Origin of the sequence: Nitrincola tapanii (assembly GCF_008368715.1) — a bacterium.
In the GTDB taxonomy this organism is placed as follows: domain Bacteria; phylum Pseudomonadota; class Gammaproteobacteria; order Pseudomonadales; family Balneatricaceae; genus Nitrincola; species Nitrincola tapanii.
The window spans coordinates 1-15249 of the sequence record NZ_SMRS01000010.1 but is presented as its reverse complement, the minus strand read 5'-3'; the positions used below and the strand labels follow the sequence as shown (position 1 = coordinate 15249).

Below are 15249 nucleotides of genomic sequence, written 5' to 3'. Positions count from 1 at the left end.
GCAGGACTTAACCGCCGAGCTGCTTTTCTTTAATTTCTGCGAGGGTTTTGCAGTCAATACACAGGGTTGCGGTTGGGCGTGCTTCTAAACGACGAATGCCGATTTCAACACCGCAAGCTTCGCAGTAGCCATAGTCGTCATCTTCGAGGCGCTCTAAAGCTTCATCAATCTTGCGAATGAGTTTGCGCTCACGATCGCGAGTACGCAGTTCCAAGCTGAACTCTTCTTCTTGGCTGGCGCGATCTGTTGGATCGGCGAAGTTGGTGGCTTCTTCTTTTAAATGAGTAATGGTGCTGTCGACCTCTTCCATCAACTCCTGTTTCCAAGCCAGCAAAATTTCACGGAAATGCTGTTTTTGGGCAGTGTTCATGTACTCCTCACCCTCTTTAACCTGGTAAGGAGCGGGATGTGACAATTGAGCATCGAGGTTAGTTGGCATGGCACAGCCTCTCGTAAAAAACCAAAATGAAGGCCCAGTTTCTAACTCTGGTTAGAGTGGCACCTGTCGATTCACGCCTTGCTATGGGGTTAGCAAGCGCCTTAAAAGGCGGTGAAATTACCAGATGCCAGTGCATTAAACCAGACCCTTGCCACGAATTCCTATTCAAGGATCAAGCTTGGCACCTTTCTTTAGGCGCAAGGTATACTCTCACCCTGAATTGAATAAGCATAGGTGCAAAATGCGTTTAAAAGCCAGTCAGCGATGTGCTGAAGTTGAATCTTTTAAAGTGATGGATCTGCTTAAGCGGGCAGGCGAGTTAGAGGCTCAAGGCTTTAAGGTTCTCCATTTAGAAGTCGGGGAGCCGGACTTTCCTACGGTGCCGGAAGTGATCAGCGCAGCCCAAGAGGCTTTACGGGCCGATTGCACCGGTTATACCCCTGCGGCGGGTTTACCACAATTACGCCAAGCCATTGCCGAGTTCTATGCGCAACACTACCGCGTCCAGATTGCGCCTGAACAGGTGCTGGTGACGCCCGGTGCATCGGGTGCTTTGTTACTGGCTTTCTCATGGCTAACGGATGTTGGTGATGAGGTGCTCATGGCCGACCCCGGTTATCCTTGTAATCGTCAATTCTTACGTGTGCTCGGTGCGAAGGCTCAAACCCTGGCGACGGGGCCTGAAACGGCTTTTCAACTCACGGCTAAGATGATTAAAGAGGCCTGGCATGAGAAGACAGTAGGGGTGCTTCTGGCTTCGCCTTCGAATCCTACCGGCACTTTGGTTTCGAGCGAGGAGATGCAGCAGATTGCCGCAGAGGTGGCCGCACGGGGTGGGCAGTTATTGGTGGATGAAATCTACCAGGGCTTGACCTATGGAGTGGAAGCACACACGGTGCTGAGCGAAGTGCCAGAGGCGATAGTGATTAACAGCTTTTCTAAGTATTTTGGCATGACAGGTTGGCGTCTAGGCTGGCTAATTGCCCCTCAATCTATTGTGTTGGAGATGGAAAAACTGGCGCAGAATTTATTTATCTCGCCGCCCACAGTGGCTCAGTATGCGGCCTTAGCGGCTTTTTCAGAAACGGCGTTAGCTTGCTTTGAACAGCGTCGTCATGCGTTTGCTGCGCGGCGTGATTATCTGTTGGCGGGATTGAAGCGTTTAGGTTTTCAGGTGCCTGCGGTGCCGGAAGGCGCGTTTTATATCTATGCTGATGCTTCGGCTCTGACCGATGATAGCTTTGCTTTCGCTTGGGAGCTCTTAGAAACCTGTCAGGTAGCCATTACACCGGGTGCCGATTTTGGCCTGCACCAGGCAGGACGTTATCTGCGTTTTGCATATACCCAAGAGATTGAAATTATCGAAGAGGCGTTACAGCGCTTGCAGGTTTTTTTGGCGCAGCGTTGAACTCGATCCAAACTTCCTGCCCCTGAAGGTGGATAGGTAAGCGCTGCAGGAATTCACCCGGGCAGGGGCCTGCAATGCATTCGCCGCTCAGGGGTTGGAATAGAGCGCCGTGCGTGGCGCACTGAATAAATTGCTGTTCGACATCCATGAAAACCTGGGGTTGCCACTCCAGACGAATCCCCCGATGTGGGCAAAGGTTGTGAAAGGCTCTGAGCGTTTCGCCCTGGCGATAAACCAGTATGGCGGCCTGTTCCAAATCAAACCCCCGCACCTGTTGGTCGGGTAAGTCCTGTAGTAAGCAAATTTTTTGCATGCCTGGCCTGTGCGTTAAAGGAGGGTTATAAAAGGTTCTGAGCGCGCAGTTGAGCAAGAAGTTGATCAATCGCTTCATCGTCCTCGGTATCAACGGAAAGACTCATAAGCTTTTCTTCACTACTTAAAGGGTGTGCGGTGTCTAGCTGTTTTTGCATGACTTCTAAGGTTGCATCGGAAACATCACGGCCTTCCGCTTGGCGACGCATGAGGCGTGCCTCAATCAGATGTTGTTTGCAATGGCAGCTGATAATGCGAACCGGCACTTGCAGACTTTCGGCTAAGCGTAGGTATTTCTGACGCGTACCGCGGCGAATATTCGTGGCATCGATCACAACGGTTTGACCGGCTTGCAGCAGTCCGCGAGCCAATTCATACATGCGATTAAAGGTGCGCAGATTCATTTCCGCCCCATAAAGCTCAAGTTTTTCTCCTTGGCGTGAGAGTTCATGGTGCAAACGTTTGCGCTCAACATCGGCGCGGAGACGAATCGCCCCGATCTCTTCCACCAGTTGTCCACTCAAATAGCTTTTGCCACTGCCGGATACCCCATTCATTAAAAATAAACGAGCAGGTTGGGGGTTAAGGTAGGTTTCGGTCAGGCCGAGGTAGTGTTGAAAGCTTTGGGGGTCAGGATGCTCACCCAGCAAGGCGACCTTGGCTCGAACCATGGCGCGATAGGCTTTATAAAAGTGCAGAAGCGGTGCTCCGCAGTAATCTCCCGTTAGCTCTAGATAGCGATTTAAGCAGCGATTGGCCCAGCGGGGTTGCTGATTTGCTTCGAGATCCATTAGCAGGAACGCAAGGTCAGAAAGGGTGTCTATCCAGCGGAATTGCAGATTGAACTCAATGCAGTCAAAGAGGCGCAACTCATCTTGAAACAGGGTAATATTTGCCAGATGTAGATCGCCATGGCACTCGCGCACATGTCCTTGACGTTTTCGTTCGCGTAATGCGCCTTCTAGGCGGTTAAACTCAGCAGCGACCTGTTCCGATAATCCACGTAGGCGCGGTTGTAAAGCGCGCTCTTTAAGGAGTGCTAGGCTGACTTGGAAATTGTCGTTGACTAGGTTCCAGAGAGTCTCCGGCTCACCCCAGGGGCTGTCGGTCGCGACCATCGGAATGCGTTGATGAAAGTCGGCAATTTGCTCTGCCAGGAGATCGATCCAGCGTGCTTGAAAGAGCTGTCTCGCCAGCATGCGATCTAGGCGTTGCTCGGGATCAAATTGGCGCATGCGCACGGCGTATTCAAAAGGTGCGCTGGCATCTCCCAGACGTGGTGCTAAAGTGCTGCCGCTGATAGGGATCACGGCTTGGTACAGATCTGGCGCTAAGCGCTGGTTAAGGCGTAATTCCTCTTCGCAGCAGGTACGACGCTGCTCTAATGAGGTAAAATCGAGAAAGCCAAAATTAACGGGCTTCTTGATTTTGTAGGCGAGATCGCCGGTTAAAATCAACCAAGATATATGAGTTTCGATCACTTCGATCTGGTGGCAGGGGTGCGGAAAATCTTCACCTCGACGCAGTGTCTCGATCAATTCATAAAACATAGTTGTCCAAATTTCACCACTATTGAGCAGAGATTATACTGATCTAATGGCAAAAAAGAGAGCAAAAACCTCATCCCGTCCACGTCGCTCTTCAGCAAAAAAGCGTTCTATCTGGTCTTTTCTGATCGGATTAGCGCTGAAGTTAAGCTTGTTGGGCGCAGTATTTTTGGCGGTGATTCTTGTGTATACCGATGCTCAAGTGCGTGAGAAGTTTGAAGGTAAGCGTTGGGCTTTACCGGCTAAGGTCTATGCACGCCCACTAGAACTTTATCCTGGTCAGCCTCTAACCTTGGCGGATCTGCGCTTAGAGTTACAAAGTTTGGGTTATCAGCTGGTGCCGGCGGTGAATCGTCCAGGAAGTGCCGAATTGGGTAATCAGAGAGCGCGAATTCACACTCGGGGCTTTGCTTTCCCGGATGAGCCGGAGCTACCACGCCGCTTAGTACTTGATTTCCAGGGAGAGCGATTACAGCGTATTCGTGATGAGGTTGCGGGTCGCGATTTGCCGTTAGTGCGGATGGAGCCGGTGTTGATTGGTGGCATCTATCCGCACACGAATGAAGATCGTGATCTGATTCGTTTGCAGGATGCGCCGGATTATTTGGTCGATGCTTTGATTGTTGTTGAAGATCGAAGCTACTACAGTCACTTCGGGATCTCCTTGAAAGGGATGAGTCGTGCCGCTTGGGTAAACTTTCGGGCCGGACGTTTTGTCCAAGGAGGCAGTACTCTTACCCAGCAGCTCATCAAAAACTTCTACCTCACGTCCGAACGTACCCTGTCGCGTAAGTTATTAGAGCTGCCGATGGCTTTGGTCATGGATATGCGTTATTCCAAAGATGAGATTTTGGAAGCCTATCTGAATGAGGTGTATCTCGGACAGTCAGGTTCGCGTGCGATTCATGGTTTTGGTTTAGCCAGCCAGTTTTATTTCTCGCGTCCTTTGCCGGAATTGGATCTGCATCAAGTCGCTTTATTGGTCGCCCTGGTCAAGGGACCCTCTTTTTACGATCCGAGACGTAATCCCGAGCGGGCTTTAACCCGGCGCAATCTCGTGTTAAATCTGCTGCATGAGGAGGGTGTGATCACAGCAGAGGCGTTACGCCAAAGCTTAGAGAAACCTTTGGATGTGGTGCAGAGTCGCAGTTTGCAGAAGGGGGCTTACCCAGCCTATCTCGATTTGGTCAAACGCCAGCTGCGTAAGGATTATCGTGATGAAGATCTCGGCTCGGAAGGCTTGCAGGTATTTACATCGCTGGATCCGATAGTGCAGTCCAGAGCTGACCAAGCACTGGTTTCCACTTTGAACACACTGGAACAGCGTCATGGTGCGGCGGGTAAAGACCTTCAGGGAGCGGTCGTGGTGACAGATCCGCAGACCGGGGAAGTCTTGGCGATGGTGGGCGGGCGCGATACGCGCTTTGAGGGGTTTAACCGGAGCCTGGATGCGATCCGTCCGATAGGGTCTCTGGTGAAGCCCGCCGTTTATCTAGCGGCTTTGGAACGAGGGTATACTCTTGTCAGCCCGCTGCAGGATGAGCCGATCAACTTGCGTCTGCCTAATGGTGATGTTTGGACACCACAAAATTTTGATCGTCAAACGCATGGAACGGTGCTCTTACATCGAGCTTTAGCGCGCTCATATAATTTATCAACAGTGCATCTAGGTATGGAGATCGGATTGCCGCGTGTCATTGATATGATGCGGCGTTTGGGCGTGGAGCGTCATCTGGATGCCTTCCCTTCACTGCTCTTGGGCGCACAGGGTATGTCGCCCTTAGAGGTGGCTGAAATGTATCAAACCTTTGCCGCCAATGGTTTTCGCATGCCTTTACGGTCGATCCGTATGGTCACAACTGCGGAGGGCGAAGAGCTGTCACGTTATCCTTTCCAGTTGCGTCAGCAGGTCGAAGCTAAGCATGTGCATCTGATTCAATATGCTTTGCAAGAGGTCGTGCGTGAAGGGACAGCACGGAGTATTTATCAACAGTTACCTTCAAATTTGAATGTGGCCGGGAAAACAGGAACCAGCAATGATCAGCGTGATAGTTGGTTTGCCGGTTATACTGGCAATCGCTTGGCTGTGGTTTGGGTCGGTCGTGATGATAATTCGCGCTTACCTTTTACTTCGACAGGAGGGGCTTTGCCGGTCTGGACGGCGCTGATGAAGGCGGAAAAACCAACGCCCTTACAAGCAAGTCGCCCACAAGGTATAGAGTATGCTTGGATCGATGAGGAGACGGGTTTGCGCTCGGACCCTCGCTGTGAAGGTTCACGTCAGCTGCCCTTCTTAGAAGGGAGCGCACCCCTGCGTAGTGTAGATTGTGGTCAGTTTAACCTGCCCACTGAGGCACCAAGTGGTTCGGGCGCGGATCCAGACGCAGGTTGGTTTAGAAATTGGTTTCGATGAGGAAGAGTAGATGAGTCAGAAATGGATTCCCTTGTTGGCGGGGGCCGTGTTTTTAACGGGTTGTGCGACCTCCAATCCATTTAGCAATGTACCGATTGAGGATCGTGGAGGTCGTCCTGCGGCAGCACCTGCGCCCCTACCCACGGAGGTGCCTGGGGTAATTGTGACACCAGTTGATCCCGGAATGGGAGTTAGTGTGCAGCCGATTGAAGTCACTTCAGTGGTGCGCAGTCAAAGGGATCTGCCGCCTGCCGATGAGATGTGGCAGCCTGTTTCTCCTCAGATTCAATCGCCAGCGCCTCAGTCTGGGGCGCCGATGCAGCCGGCACCACAACCCTTGTCGATGCCTGCTGCGATCCCCTCCGATAACACCGCTGTGGTCGCGCTTTTGGAAGGAGCGCGTCTTGATTCAGAACAGGGGGATCTACGTGCAGCGCAGACGCGCTTAGAGCGTGCTTTGCGCATCGCACCACGTGAGGCCGAAGTTTATTACCAGTTAGCGGATGTAAAACGCCAGCTAGGGCAGTTTCTAGATGCTGAGCAGGTGGCTCTACGTGGAGTGGGTGTGGCTGAAGGTCAGCGTCAGGAATTACGGCGTTTATGGATTCTGATCAGTCAGATTCGCAGTGAAGCCGGAGATTTGGCCGGCGCTGAAGATGCACGTAATGCAGCGGCAGCATTTTAATTAAAGCCTAAGTGCCCGGTAAGATCGAAAGTCGAGGCGTTTAAGACGCCTCGTTTTCTTATGCTTGACCCTCTTTTACGAGCGTTCGCAAACTCAAATGCAGTGCTAGCGCTAAGGGGGGGAGGCTTAGGCTCAAGCCGAAGGCAAACCCGTCGCGGGTGCCTGATCCAAGCAGGGGTTCTGGACCAAAAAACACCAAGCTGATCGCAAGAGTAACACTGCCAACTAAGCCTAACCCGCGGGCTTGCAGGTTAGAGAGAAATAAACTGGCAGCGGCCAGCGTTAGGGGGACGCCGATGGCCAAAAACTGAGTGTAAGCCACTCCGTACTCCGTGCGTCGCGCCAGTTCAAAAAAGGCGATCAGCCCTAGTAACCAGCGCCCCCAAGCCGCCATGGACCAAAACCACAAACGGCCTCGAGCGAGCAGCACACTGGCCAGAAAAGGCAGGGCGACATAATAGGCCAGATTTTCGGTCATCCGGAGTAGGGCTTGTTGATCCATGCCGTCTGATCTGAGCGTGAGCCCAGCTAAAGCCGCCGCTGCAATAAATAAGCTGCTGACGGCAAACACTTTTACCAGGCCATGCCAGGCTTGCTCCTGATCCTGTTTATGCTGTTGCAGTAGCACTAGGCTTACCCCGCACGCGCTGATCAAGAGAAGGAGCTGTCCGGCGATCATCAGCATCTTTTATCTCCTTTAACTTAACTGCGCAAAAACACGATCAGCGGCGGCTAAGGTCGCATCCAGATCGGCTTCGCTGTGTGCGTTAGAGATAAAACCTGCTTCATAAGCCGAAGGCGCGAGATAGATGCCTTCTTTCAGCATGCCGTGGAAGAAGCGACTGAAAGCCGCCGTGTCGCAGGCGGTCGCATCCGCAAAGCCCGTGATCTGAGTTTGTGAGGTGAAGAAGAGACCAAACATGCCCCCTACGCAGGTAGTAGTAAAAGGAATCTGATGCTTATCCGCCATCGCTTTCAGACCTTCGGTCAGGTACTCGGCCTTGGCACTTAAGGCTTCATATACACCGTCTTCACAGAGGGCATTCAGCATGGTTAAGCCTGCGGCCATCGCCAGAGGGTTGCCTGAGAGTGTTCCCGCTTGATAAACCGGTCCAAGCGGAGCGATGTGCGACATAATATCGGCACGTCCACCAAAAGCGCCTACGGGTAAGCCGCCACCGATAACTTTTCCCAGGGTGGTTAAATCCGGTGTGACCCCATAGTAAGCTTGCGCACCCCCTAGTGCGACGCGGAAGCCGGTCATCACCTCATCAAAAATTAATACCGTGCCATACTGGGTGCAGATACGGCGGAGCCCTTCCAGGAAACCTGGAACAGGAGGGATACAGTTCATGTTGCCAGCAACAGGCTCCACAATGATGCAGGCGATCTCCTGACCGATTTCCGCAAACACCTTCTCAACGGATTCCAGATCATTAAAGGTCAGGGTGAGTGTGTGCTCTGCCAGCGCGGCTGGAACGCCCGGTGAATTGGGTTCTCCGAGTGTTAGAGCGCCTGAACCGGCTTTAACTAATAACGAGTCTGAGTGGCCATGGTAGCAGCCTTCAAATTTGACAATCTTGTCACGACCGGTGAAGCCTCGCGCTAAACGAATGGCGCTCATGGTCGCTTCCGTCCCCGAGCTGACCATACGTACCATTTCCATAGAAGGAACGAGTTCGCAGACCTTATCTGCCATGGTGGTTTCGATGGCGGTTGGGGCACCAAAACCAAGTCCACGATCAAGCGCTTCACGCACCGCTGCAATCACAGGTGGATAGGCGTGTCCCAAAATCATAGGGCCCCAGGAGCCGATGTAATCGATATAACGCTGATCGTCTTCATCATAAATGTAAGCGCCGGCACCGCGCTTAAAGAAAATTGGCGTGCCGCCGACGCCTTTGAAGGCACGCACAGGCGAGTTTACGCCACCGGGGATATGCTTTTGCGCGGCTTGGAACAAGAGTTCAGATCGAGACATGGAAAAGGGTTCCTTCACACTGGATTGGAAAAAAGGGCACTGAAGGCTTGCGCCTGCTGACGTATATCGGTGCTGGAAAAGAGCGCATGTACCACCGCAATCATCTCAGCACCGGCTGCGATCACTTGCGCACTATTATCCAGATTCAACCCCCCAATCGCCACCTTGGGTAAGTGGATCTGTTCAGCGGCGTTCTGAAAGAGCTCAATAGGTGCGCGTGATGCAAGTGGTTTGGTTTGCGAAGGGAAGCAAGCCCCAAAGGCGACATAGCTGGCGCCCTCTTCTGCGGCGCGTTTCGCCAGCGCTAAGTCTTGGTGACACGTTGCGCCAATGATGGCTTGATCGCCGAGTAAGCGTCGGGCCTGTTCAACAGAGCCGTCCTTTTGCCCCAGATGCAGTCCCACCCCTAATTCAGCCGCAAGCTCCAAATCATCGTTAATAATTAGAGTACGTTGATAGGCGGCACATAGATTGGCTAGGGCGCGACCTTCGGCTAGACGTTTGCGTTTGTTTTGTGATTTTTCGCGATATTGCAGCAATTGCGCGCCGCCTAATAGAGCCTGCTCACAGGCAAAGAGCAGTTGTTCTTGTGTGGGTAAAAGCGTGGCGTCAGTAATCGCGTACAAACCTTTAAGAGAAGCGGACATGCTCAGGATCACTCATGGTCATTAAAGCGAAGGATTTGTATCATAGACTGTAAATCAGTGCGACCATTCAGGCCGCTCAGTGACGTTCAGTGATTCTTAGAGAGGTGGGTGTGATTAAAGTTGGTATTGTCGGTGGAACGGGTTATACAGGGGTTGAGCTGTTACGTATTCTGGCTAATCACCCACAGGTCAAAGTTGAGGTGATTACGTCACGCTCGGAAGAAGGTATCGCGGTTGCTGATATGTTCCCGAATTTGCGTGGGCATTTCGATCTGGCTTTTACGGTACCGGATGTTGAGCGCTTAGCGCAGTGTGATGTGGTATTCTTTGCGACCCCGCATGGTGTAGCCATGAGTTTGGCACCTGAGTTGATTGCGCGTGGCGTAAAGGTGATTGATTTGGGCGCAGATTTCCGTATCAAGGATGTGGCGGTCTGGGAGGACTGGTACAAAATGTCGCATACCTGCCCCGATCTTGTGGCTCAAGCGGTGTATGGTTTGCCTGAAGTGAATCGTGAAGCGATTGCCTCAGCGCAGTTGATCGCGTGCGCGGGCTGTTATCCGACCGCTACCCAGTTAGGCTTTTTGCCTCTTCTAGAGGCGGGATTGGTGGATCATCGTCGCTTGATCGCCGATTGTAAATCGGGGGTGAGTGGCGCCGGTCGTGGCGCGAGTGTCGGCTCTCTTTTATGTGAAAGCAGCGAAAGTTTTAAGGCGTACGGTGTTGCCGGACATCGTCACCTGCCCGAAATTCGTCAGGGTTTAAGTTTAGCGGCCGGTAAGCCGGTTGGGTTGACCTTTGTGCCGCATCTGACCCCGATGATCCGAGGGATTCATGCCACGCTTTACGCCACGCTGAAGGACCCTGTGGATCAAGGCTTGCAGACCTTGTTTGCTGAGCGTTATGCCCATGAGCCCTTTGTGGATGTCATGCCTGCGGGAAGCCATCCTGAAACACGCAGCGTGAAAGGCTCTAATGTGTGCCGTATTAGTGTGCATCGCCCACAGAATGACGATACGGTTGTTGTCTTGTCGGTGATTGATAATTTGGTCAAAGGCGCTTCAGGTCAAGCGGTTCAGATTATGAACCTGATGTTTGAGCGTCCAGAAAATGAGGGTTTGCAGCAAGTGGCGTTGATGCCCTAATCAGGATAGGAAGGGTCAATACTTGACTGTTTTGGTAGGTTTAGTCAGAATGCCGTTCTCATACAGAGGTGATATGGACCATGACTGAACAAGCAGACGAAATGACCCTTCACTTTACTCAAGCCGCTGCGGCAAAAGTCCGAAGCTTGATCGAAGAGGAAGAAAACGACAATCTGAAGCTGCGAGTGTTTATCACCGGTGGCGGTTGTGCGGGTTTTTCTTATGGGTTTACTTTTGATGAAGACGTGGCTGAGGATGATACGGCCATCACAACTGATGGTGTCACCCTCTTAGTCGATCCTATGAGTTTCCAGTATCTTGTGGGGGCTCAGGTGGATTATCAGGAAGGACTGCATGGGTCGCAATTCATGATCAAAAATCCGAATGCGGCCACCACCTGTGGTTGTGGTTCTTCCTTCTCCATCTAAGCGGCAGCGCTCAATAAAAAAGCGAGGAGTGACTTCTGTCCTCGCTTTTTATCAGGATTTCTCTTCTATACATCTTACTCCAAGCCTAATCCTAGCCTGTAGGCGTAGCGATTTAGGCCGAGTAAATTCCGCCTAAGCAACGAGGCCCCTTGGCCCCGGTGACGCTGGGTAGATTCCCACTTAAATGCTGGATACGTCTTTCTGCGAGCCAAGCAAAAGCACAGGCCTCAACCCAGTCTGGATCGAGTCCTAAAGCGGCTGTGGTTTGAATCGGTTGTTGCAGCCAAAAATTAAGACGCTGTTTGAGGTAAGTGTTGTGACTGCCGCCGCCGCAAAGATATACGCCATACGCTTGGCTAGCGAGCGGTTGTAGAGCTTGGTGAATACTCAAGGCGGTGAACTCTGTGAGGGTGGCTTGTACATCTTCAGCTCGTATAGGGGCTGAGAAAGCTTCAAGTTCATCCAGTAAAGCTTGTAGATGGAAAACTTCGCGGCCAGTGCTGCGTGGCCCTTGGCGTTGAAAGTAAGGATGGCTGAGAAGCTGTTGTAAGAGCCTACTCTGCACTTGTCCGCTAGCCGCCCAGGCACCGTTAGCATCGAATTTAAGCTGGCGCTGATGCTGAATCCAGGCATCGAGTAAAACATTCCCGGGGCCCGTGTCAAAACCTATGACTGTGTGAGTTAAATCCTTGGGAAGCCAAGTCAGGTTGGCCATGCCACCAATGTTGATCACGACACGATCTTCGTTTAGGGCGTGAAATAAGGCTTGATGAAAAGCAGGCACTAAGGGGGCACCTTGTCCTTGTGCGGCCAGATCACGGCGACGAAAGTCGGCGACCACCGCGATGCCGGTTTGCTCTGCTAATCGATTCGGATCACCTGCCTGTAAAGAGGTACCAAGTTGAGGAAGGTGTCTTAAGGTCTGGCCATGGCTGCCTATCGCGGTAATTTTGTGTGTCGGTACGGAGGCTTTGGCTAATAACGCTAGACTGGCTTCGGCAAAGAGATCGGCTAGACTCAGGTCGAGTGCAGCCCAGCGCTCGATTTCATTGTCACCGGGCTGAGTGAGAGCCAGAATTTCTTGGCGTAGGTTTTCAGGTAGTGGATGGTTATGAGTACAGAGAAGTTGAAACTTGGGTTCAAACTCAACCAGTACGGCATCGATACTATCCAAGCTAGTGCCTGACATCAGGCCGATATACCTATTTGACGACATATCTATCCTATAAAGAAAAGTCATTATTTAAATGGCTAGATGCTTCCTTTGAATGATGCGCTAAGTTTTGCGGCTCTAGCATTTGTTGGCGTTGTTGCAGTACTTGTTGGCGAAAGCGTTGTTGATCCTGAAGGGATAAGCTTTGGCTGGCGCGGGAAACCACTTGCATAGGGTCTTGGTGCTGGCCACGAATACGATACTCATAATGAAGATGTGGGCCTGTAGCTAAACCCGTCATGCCAACGTAACCAATAATCGTACCTTGTTCTACAGTCTGCCCTAGCTTTAATCCTGAAGCGTAATCATTTAGATGCGCGTAGAGCGTAGTGATTTCACCTGGATGCTCAAGGATAATGGTATTTCCATAACCCCCGAGCGAACCCTTTTCTATCACACGCCCTGTGGCTGTGGCACGGACAGGAGTGCCCATTGCGGCAGCAAAATCAACTCCGCGATGAGGACGCTTTTGGCCCAGAATAGGGTGCCAGCGTTCTGTTTTAAAGCCAGAGCTGATGTAACGATAGGCGACAGGACTGCGTAAAAATTGTACTTTCTCGCTTAACCCTTGGGGATCATAAAATGCAGACTGCCCTTGTGCATCCGTAAAGTAAAACCGCTCAATCCACTCTTCTTGGCTATGTACGCGTAGGGCTAAAAGCTGGCCACGGCCTGTGTGAATGCGATCAAGGGTTTCCATTTCATAAAGCAGCTGAATACGGTCTCCTCTTTGCAAGCCTTGCAAAAGATCGAGTCGCCACTCTAGAGCTTCTGTCAGTTGCTGAATTAAACGTTCAGGGAGTGAGTGCTGTTCCAATTCGCGAAATAAATCATGACGAATCCTAAGATCAATTTGTGCGAGATGGCGTTCAGGGGTGGCAGTCAGCTGCTGGTCCGGCATAAAACGGCCATCCGTTTGGCGCAAAAAAAACAGATGCTCATCTTCAAATATTAAGGCAAAGGCAAGAGTTTTGTCGGCAGCACGGTGCAGGCGTAATTCTGTACCGGGTCGAATCATCAAGGCTTGATGAGTTTGTAGTGTTTGAAAAATGACTTGCCGATCCGCTGCATGTAAACCTGAACGCAGCAATACGTCATCCAGTCTTTCGTTATAGAGAAATACATAACTAATCTGATGCACCAACTCTGATGGGCGATCTGTACTGGGAGGAATCAGCTGGAAACTGAGATCAGAGTATAGAGGGGGGTGTTCAATTTTTTCCGTAGAGGGTGTTGAAGATAGGTGAAGAGCGCCGGTGAAGAGTAGCAAAAGCCCAGCCGCCGCGAATACGCGAGTCGGGGTCAGAAAATTTGTAGGCAAAAATCTCAACACGGGAAAAACCTATGACGCTCTATGTTCAAAGTAGATTAGAGGTGGATATCTGTTTCAAGCTAAGTTTGTCAAGTTATTCAGCCAAACGGTAGAATGCTGCGCACACGATAACCGGTACTGGATTAACATGAAAATGACCAAGCTTACATTGCTAGAGGATCTGAAAGCTCGAGGATTAATTGCACAGATGACAGATGAGGAGGCTTTGGCGTCTCACCTCGCTGAAAGTGCTGTGACACTTTATTGTGGCTTTGATCCCACAGCGGACAGTTTGCACCTCGGCCATCTGGTGCCCCTCTTGATGCTGCGTCGTTTCCAGGAGTATGGGCATCGTCCGATTGCCTTGGTGGGGGGTGCCACGGGAATGATTGGCGATCCAAGCTTTAAGGCTCAGGAGCGTCAATTAAACTCGACCGAAGTTGTTGCGGCTTGGAGTGAATGCCTTAAGCAGCAGATCAGTCAGTTCATCTATTTTGATGATGAGAAGGGCGCCATTCTGGCAAACAATTATGACTGGACTGCCAATGTAGATATGCTGACATTTTTACGAGATATCGGTAAACACTTCACAGTCAATAAGATGATTGCAAAAGAATCGGTTCGTCAGCGTATCGAGCGTGAGGATTCTGGTATCTCTTTCACAGAGTTTACCTATCAAATTCTACAGTCTTATGATTACCAGGTTTTAAATGAGCGCTATAACTGTACCTTGCAGATTGGTGGTTCAGATCAATGGGGTAACATCACCGGTGGTATCGATCTGACACGGCGGATGAATGCCAAACATGTTCACGGCTTAACTCTGCCGCTGATTACTAAGTCTGATGGTACTAAGTTTGGTAAAACAGAGGGGGGTGCTGTTTGGTTAAGCCCACAAAAAACATCACCCTATGCTTTTTATCAATTCTGGCTGCAGACGCCTGATGCGGATGTTTATCGTTTTCTGAAATTCTTTACCTTCTTGAGTGTTGATGCGATAGATGCCTTGGAAGAGCAGGATCGAACTACTGAAGGTCGACCACAGGCCCAGCGCGTGCTTGCTGAAGAGGTCACGCGCTTAGTGCATGGCGAAGAGCTGCTTGCCGCTGCGCAAAGAATCACGCAAGCACTTTTTTCCGGTGATCTATCACAGCTAAGCCAAGCTGATTATCAGCAATTACAGCAAGATGGTCTGCCGGCTACACAATTGCCCAAGAGTTTGGAGGAAGTGTCGCTGACAAGTCTCCTAGTAGATGCTGAAGTGGCGGCAAATGGTAAACAAGTGAAAGATGCGTTGCAGCGTGAGTCGGTATGGGTAAATGATCAGGTGTGCGGTATGGAACACAACATGCAGTGCGCTGATCTCTTTACTCAGCAGAATGCACGTTTTGGAACCTATTTCTTAGTTAAGCTGGGCAAAAAGAAACATCATCTGTTCTATTTCTAAGAGAAGAAAAAAAGGAGCGCTTTCATCTAATACAGGGAAGGCGCTGTGCAGAAACAAGCTGTCCAGAAAAGAGTGTGTTGAGATAAGAGTTAAGATTTTTTTATCGTAACGGCTTGACCGACCTAAAGGGTCTCTGTAATATTCTCGCCTCGCTTGAGACGAAGCCTTCCGGCCTCGGTTGGAGAAAGAGATTCTCTCAGCGATAGAAGCAGTTTAGTTCATTGTTTTCAAACAAGAATAAGTTGCTTCGGAAGTGTTAAGCGCAATCGCGG

The 15249-nt window shown here is 51.0% G+C and carries 14 protein-coding genes; 6 read left to right on the top strand and 8 right to left on the bottom strand.

Annotation, left to right across the window (positions count from 1 at the left end):
- Window positions 1-7 precede the first annotated feature (7 nt).
- Complete coding sequence (gene dksA / locus E1H14_RS12230) at window positions 8-439, bottom strand: RNA polymerase-binding protein DksA (RefSeq protein ID WP_149391772.1); 432 nt, start codon at window positions 437-439, stop codon at window positions 8-10.
- A gap of 241 nt (window positions 440-680) precedes the next feature.
- Here dksA and E1H14_RS12225 point away from each other — a divergent pair, with 241 nt between their 5' ends.
- Window positions 681-1847 (top strand): pyridoxal phosphate-dependent aminotransferase, encoded by a 1167-nt coding sequence (locus E1H14_RS12225; protein ID WP_149391771.1) that lies wholly within the window; start codon window positions 681-683, stop codon window positions 1845-1847.
- On the opposite strand, the gene E1H14_RS12220 is transcribed toward E1H14_RS12225, so the two are convergent.
- Both E1H14_RS12220 and E1H14_RS12215 read right to left on the bottom strand, forming a co-directional pair.
- The gene (locus E1H14_RS12220) at window positions 1798-2160 is read right to left on the bottom strand and encodes a Rieske (2Fe-2S) protein (protein ID WP_149391770.1); all 363 of its coding nucleotides are present in this window, start codon (window positions 2158-2160) and stop codon (window positions 1798-1800) included. The two genes, E1H14_RS12225 and E1H14_RS12220, sit on opposite strands and share 50 nt — an antisense overlap.
- 25 nt (window positions 2161-2185) lie before the next feature.
- Complete coding sequence (locus E1H14_RS12215; protein ID WP_149391769.1) at window positions 2186-3709, bottom strand: bifunctional aminoglycoside phosphotransferase/ATP-binding protein; 1524 nt, start codon at window positions 3707-3709, stop codon at window positions 2186-2188.
- A 46-nt stretch (window positions 3710-3755) separates the two neighbouring features.
- Between E1H14_RS12215 and mrcB the strand changes: the two genes are divergently transcribed.
- Both mrcB and E1H14_RS12205 read left to right on the top strand, forming a co-directional pair.
- Complete coding sequence (gene mrcB / locus E1H14_RS12210; RefSeq protein WP_149391768.1) at window positions 3756-6119, top strand: penicillin-binding protein 1B; 2364 nt, start codon at window positions 3756-3758, stop codon at window positions 6117-6119.
- A 10-nt stretch (window positions 6120-6129) separates the two neighbouring features.
- Window positions 6130-6804 carry a tetratricopeptide repeat protein gene (locus E1H14_RS12205; protein WP_149391767.1) on the top strand — a complete coding sequence of 225 codons (675 nt, stop codon included), beginning with the start codon at window positions 6130-6132 and terminating at the stop codon, window positions 6802-6804.
- Window positions 6805-6862: 58 nt separating this feature from the next.
- Here E1H14_RS12205 and E1H14_RS12200 read toward each other — a convergent pair whose 3' ends face one another.
- From E1H14_RS12200 to thiE, 3 genes are read right to left on the bottom strand one after another with little or no spacing between them, the layout of a single operon-like run.
- The gene (locus tag E1H14_RS12200) at window positions 6863-7489 is read right to left on the bottom strand and encodes a hypothetical protein (RefSeq protein WP_149391766.1); all 627 of its coding nucleotides are present in this window, start codon (window positions 7487-7489) and stop codon (window positions 6863-6865) included.
- Window positions 7490-7501: 12 nt separating this feature from the next.
- Window positions 7502-8785 (bottom strand): glutamate-1-semialdehyde 2,1-aminomutase, encoded by a 1284-nt coding sequence (gene hemL / locus E1H14_RS12195; protein ID WP_149391765.1) that lies wholly within the window; start codon window positions 8783-8785, stop codon window positions 7502-7504.
- A gap of 14 nt (window positions 8786-8799) precedes the next feature.
- A complete protein-coding gene (thiE, locus tag E1H14_RS12190) occupies window positions 8800-9432 on the bottom strand; it encodes a thiamine phosphate synthase (protein ID WP_149391764.1) in 633 nt (210 codons plus the stop codon).
- A gap of 110 nt (window positions 9433-9542) precedes the next feature.
- On the opposite strand from thiE, the gene argC reads away from it, so the two are divergent.
- Together argC and erpA are read left to right on the top strand one after the other, a co-directional pair.
- Complete coding sequence (argC, locus tag E1H14_RS12185) at window positions 9543-10577, top strand: N-acetyl-gamma-glutamyl-phosphate reductase (protein WP_149391763.1); 1035 nt, start codon at window positions 9543-9545, stop codon at window positions 10575-10577.
- Between the two features lie 80 nt (window positions 10578-10657).
- Complete coding sequence (erpA, locus tag E1H14_RS12180) at window positions 10658-11005, top strand: iron-sulfur cluster insertion protein ErpA (protein ID WP_149391762.1); 348 nt, start codon at window positions 10658-10660, stop codon at window positions 11003-11005.
- A 112-nt stretch (window positions 11006-11117) separates the two neighbouring features.
- Here the strand turns inward: erpA and E1H14_RS12175 are convergent, their stop codons facing one another.
- Both E1H14_RS12175 and E1H14_RS12170 read right to left on the bottom strand, forming a co-directional pair.
- Complete coding sequence (locus E1H14_RS12175; protein WP_149391761.1) at window positions 11118-12221, bottom strand: anhydro-N-acetylmuramic acid kinase; 1104 nt, start codon at window positions 12219-12221, stop codon at window positions 11118-11120.
- 7 nt (window positions 12222-12228) lie between these two features.
- Window positions 12229-13539, bottom strand: a complete 1311-nt coding sequence (locus E1H14_RS12170) for a M23 family metallopeptidase (RefSeq protein WP_149391760.1) — start codon at window positions 13537-13539, stop codon at window positions 12229-12231.
- A gap of 145 nt (window positions 13540-13684) precedes the next feature.
- Between E1H14_RS12170 and tyrS the strand changes: the two genes are divergently transcribed.
- Window positions 13685-14977, top strand: coding sequence for a tyrosine--tRNA ligase (gene tyrS / locus E1H14_RS12165; RefSeq protein WP_149391759.1), 1293 nt, complete (start codon window positions 13685-13687; stop codon window positions 14975-14977).
- Window positions 14978-15249 lie beyond the last annotated feature (272 nt).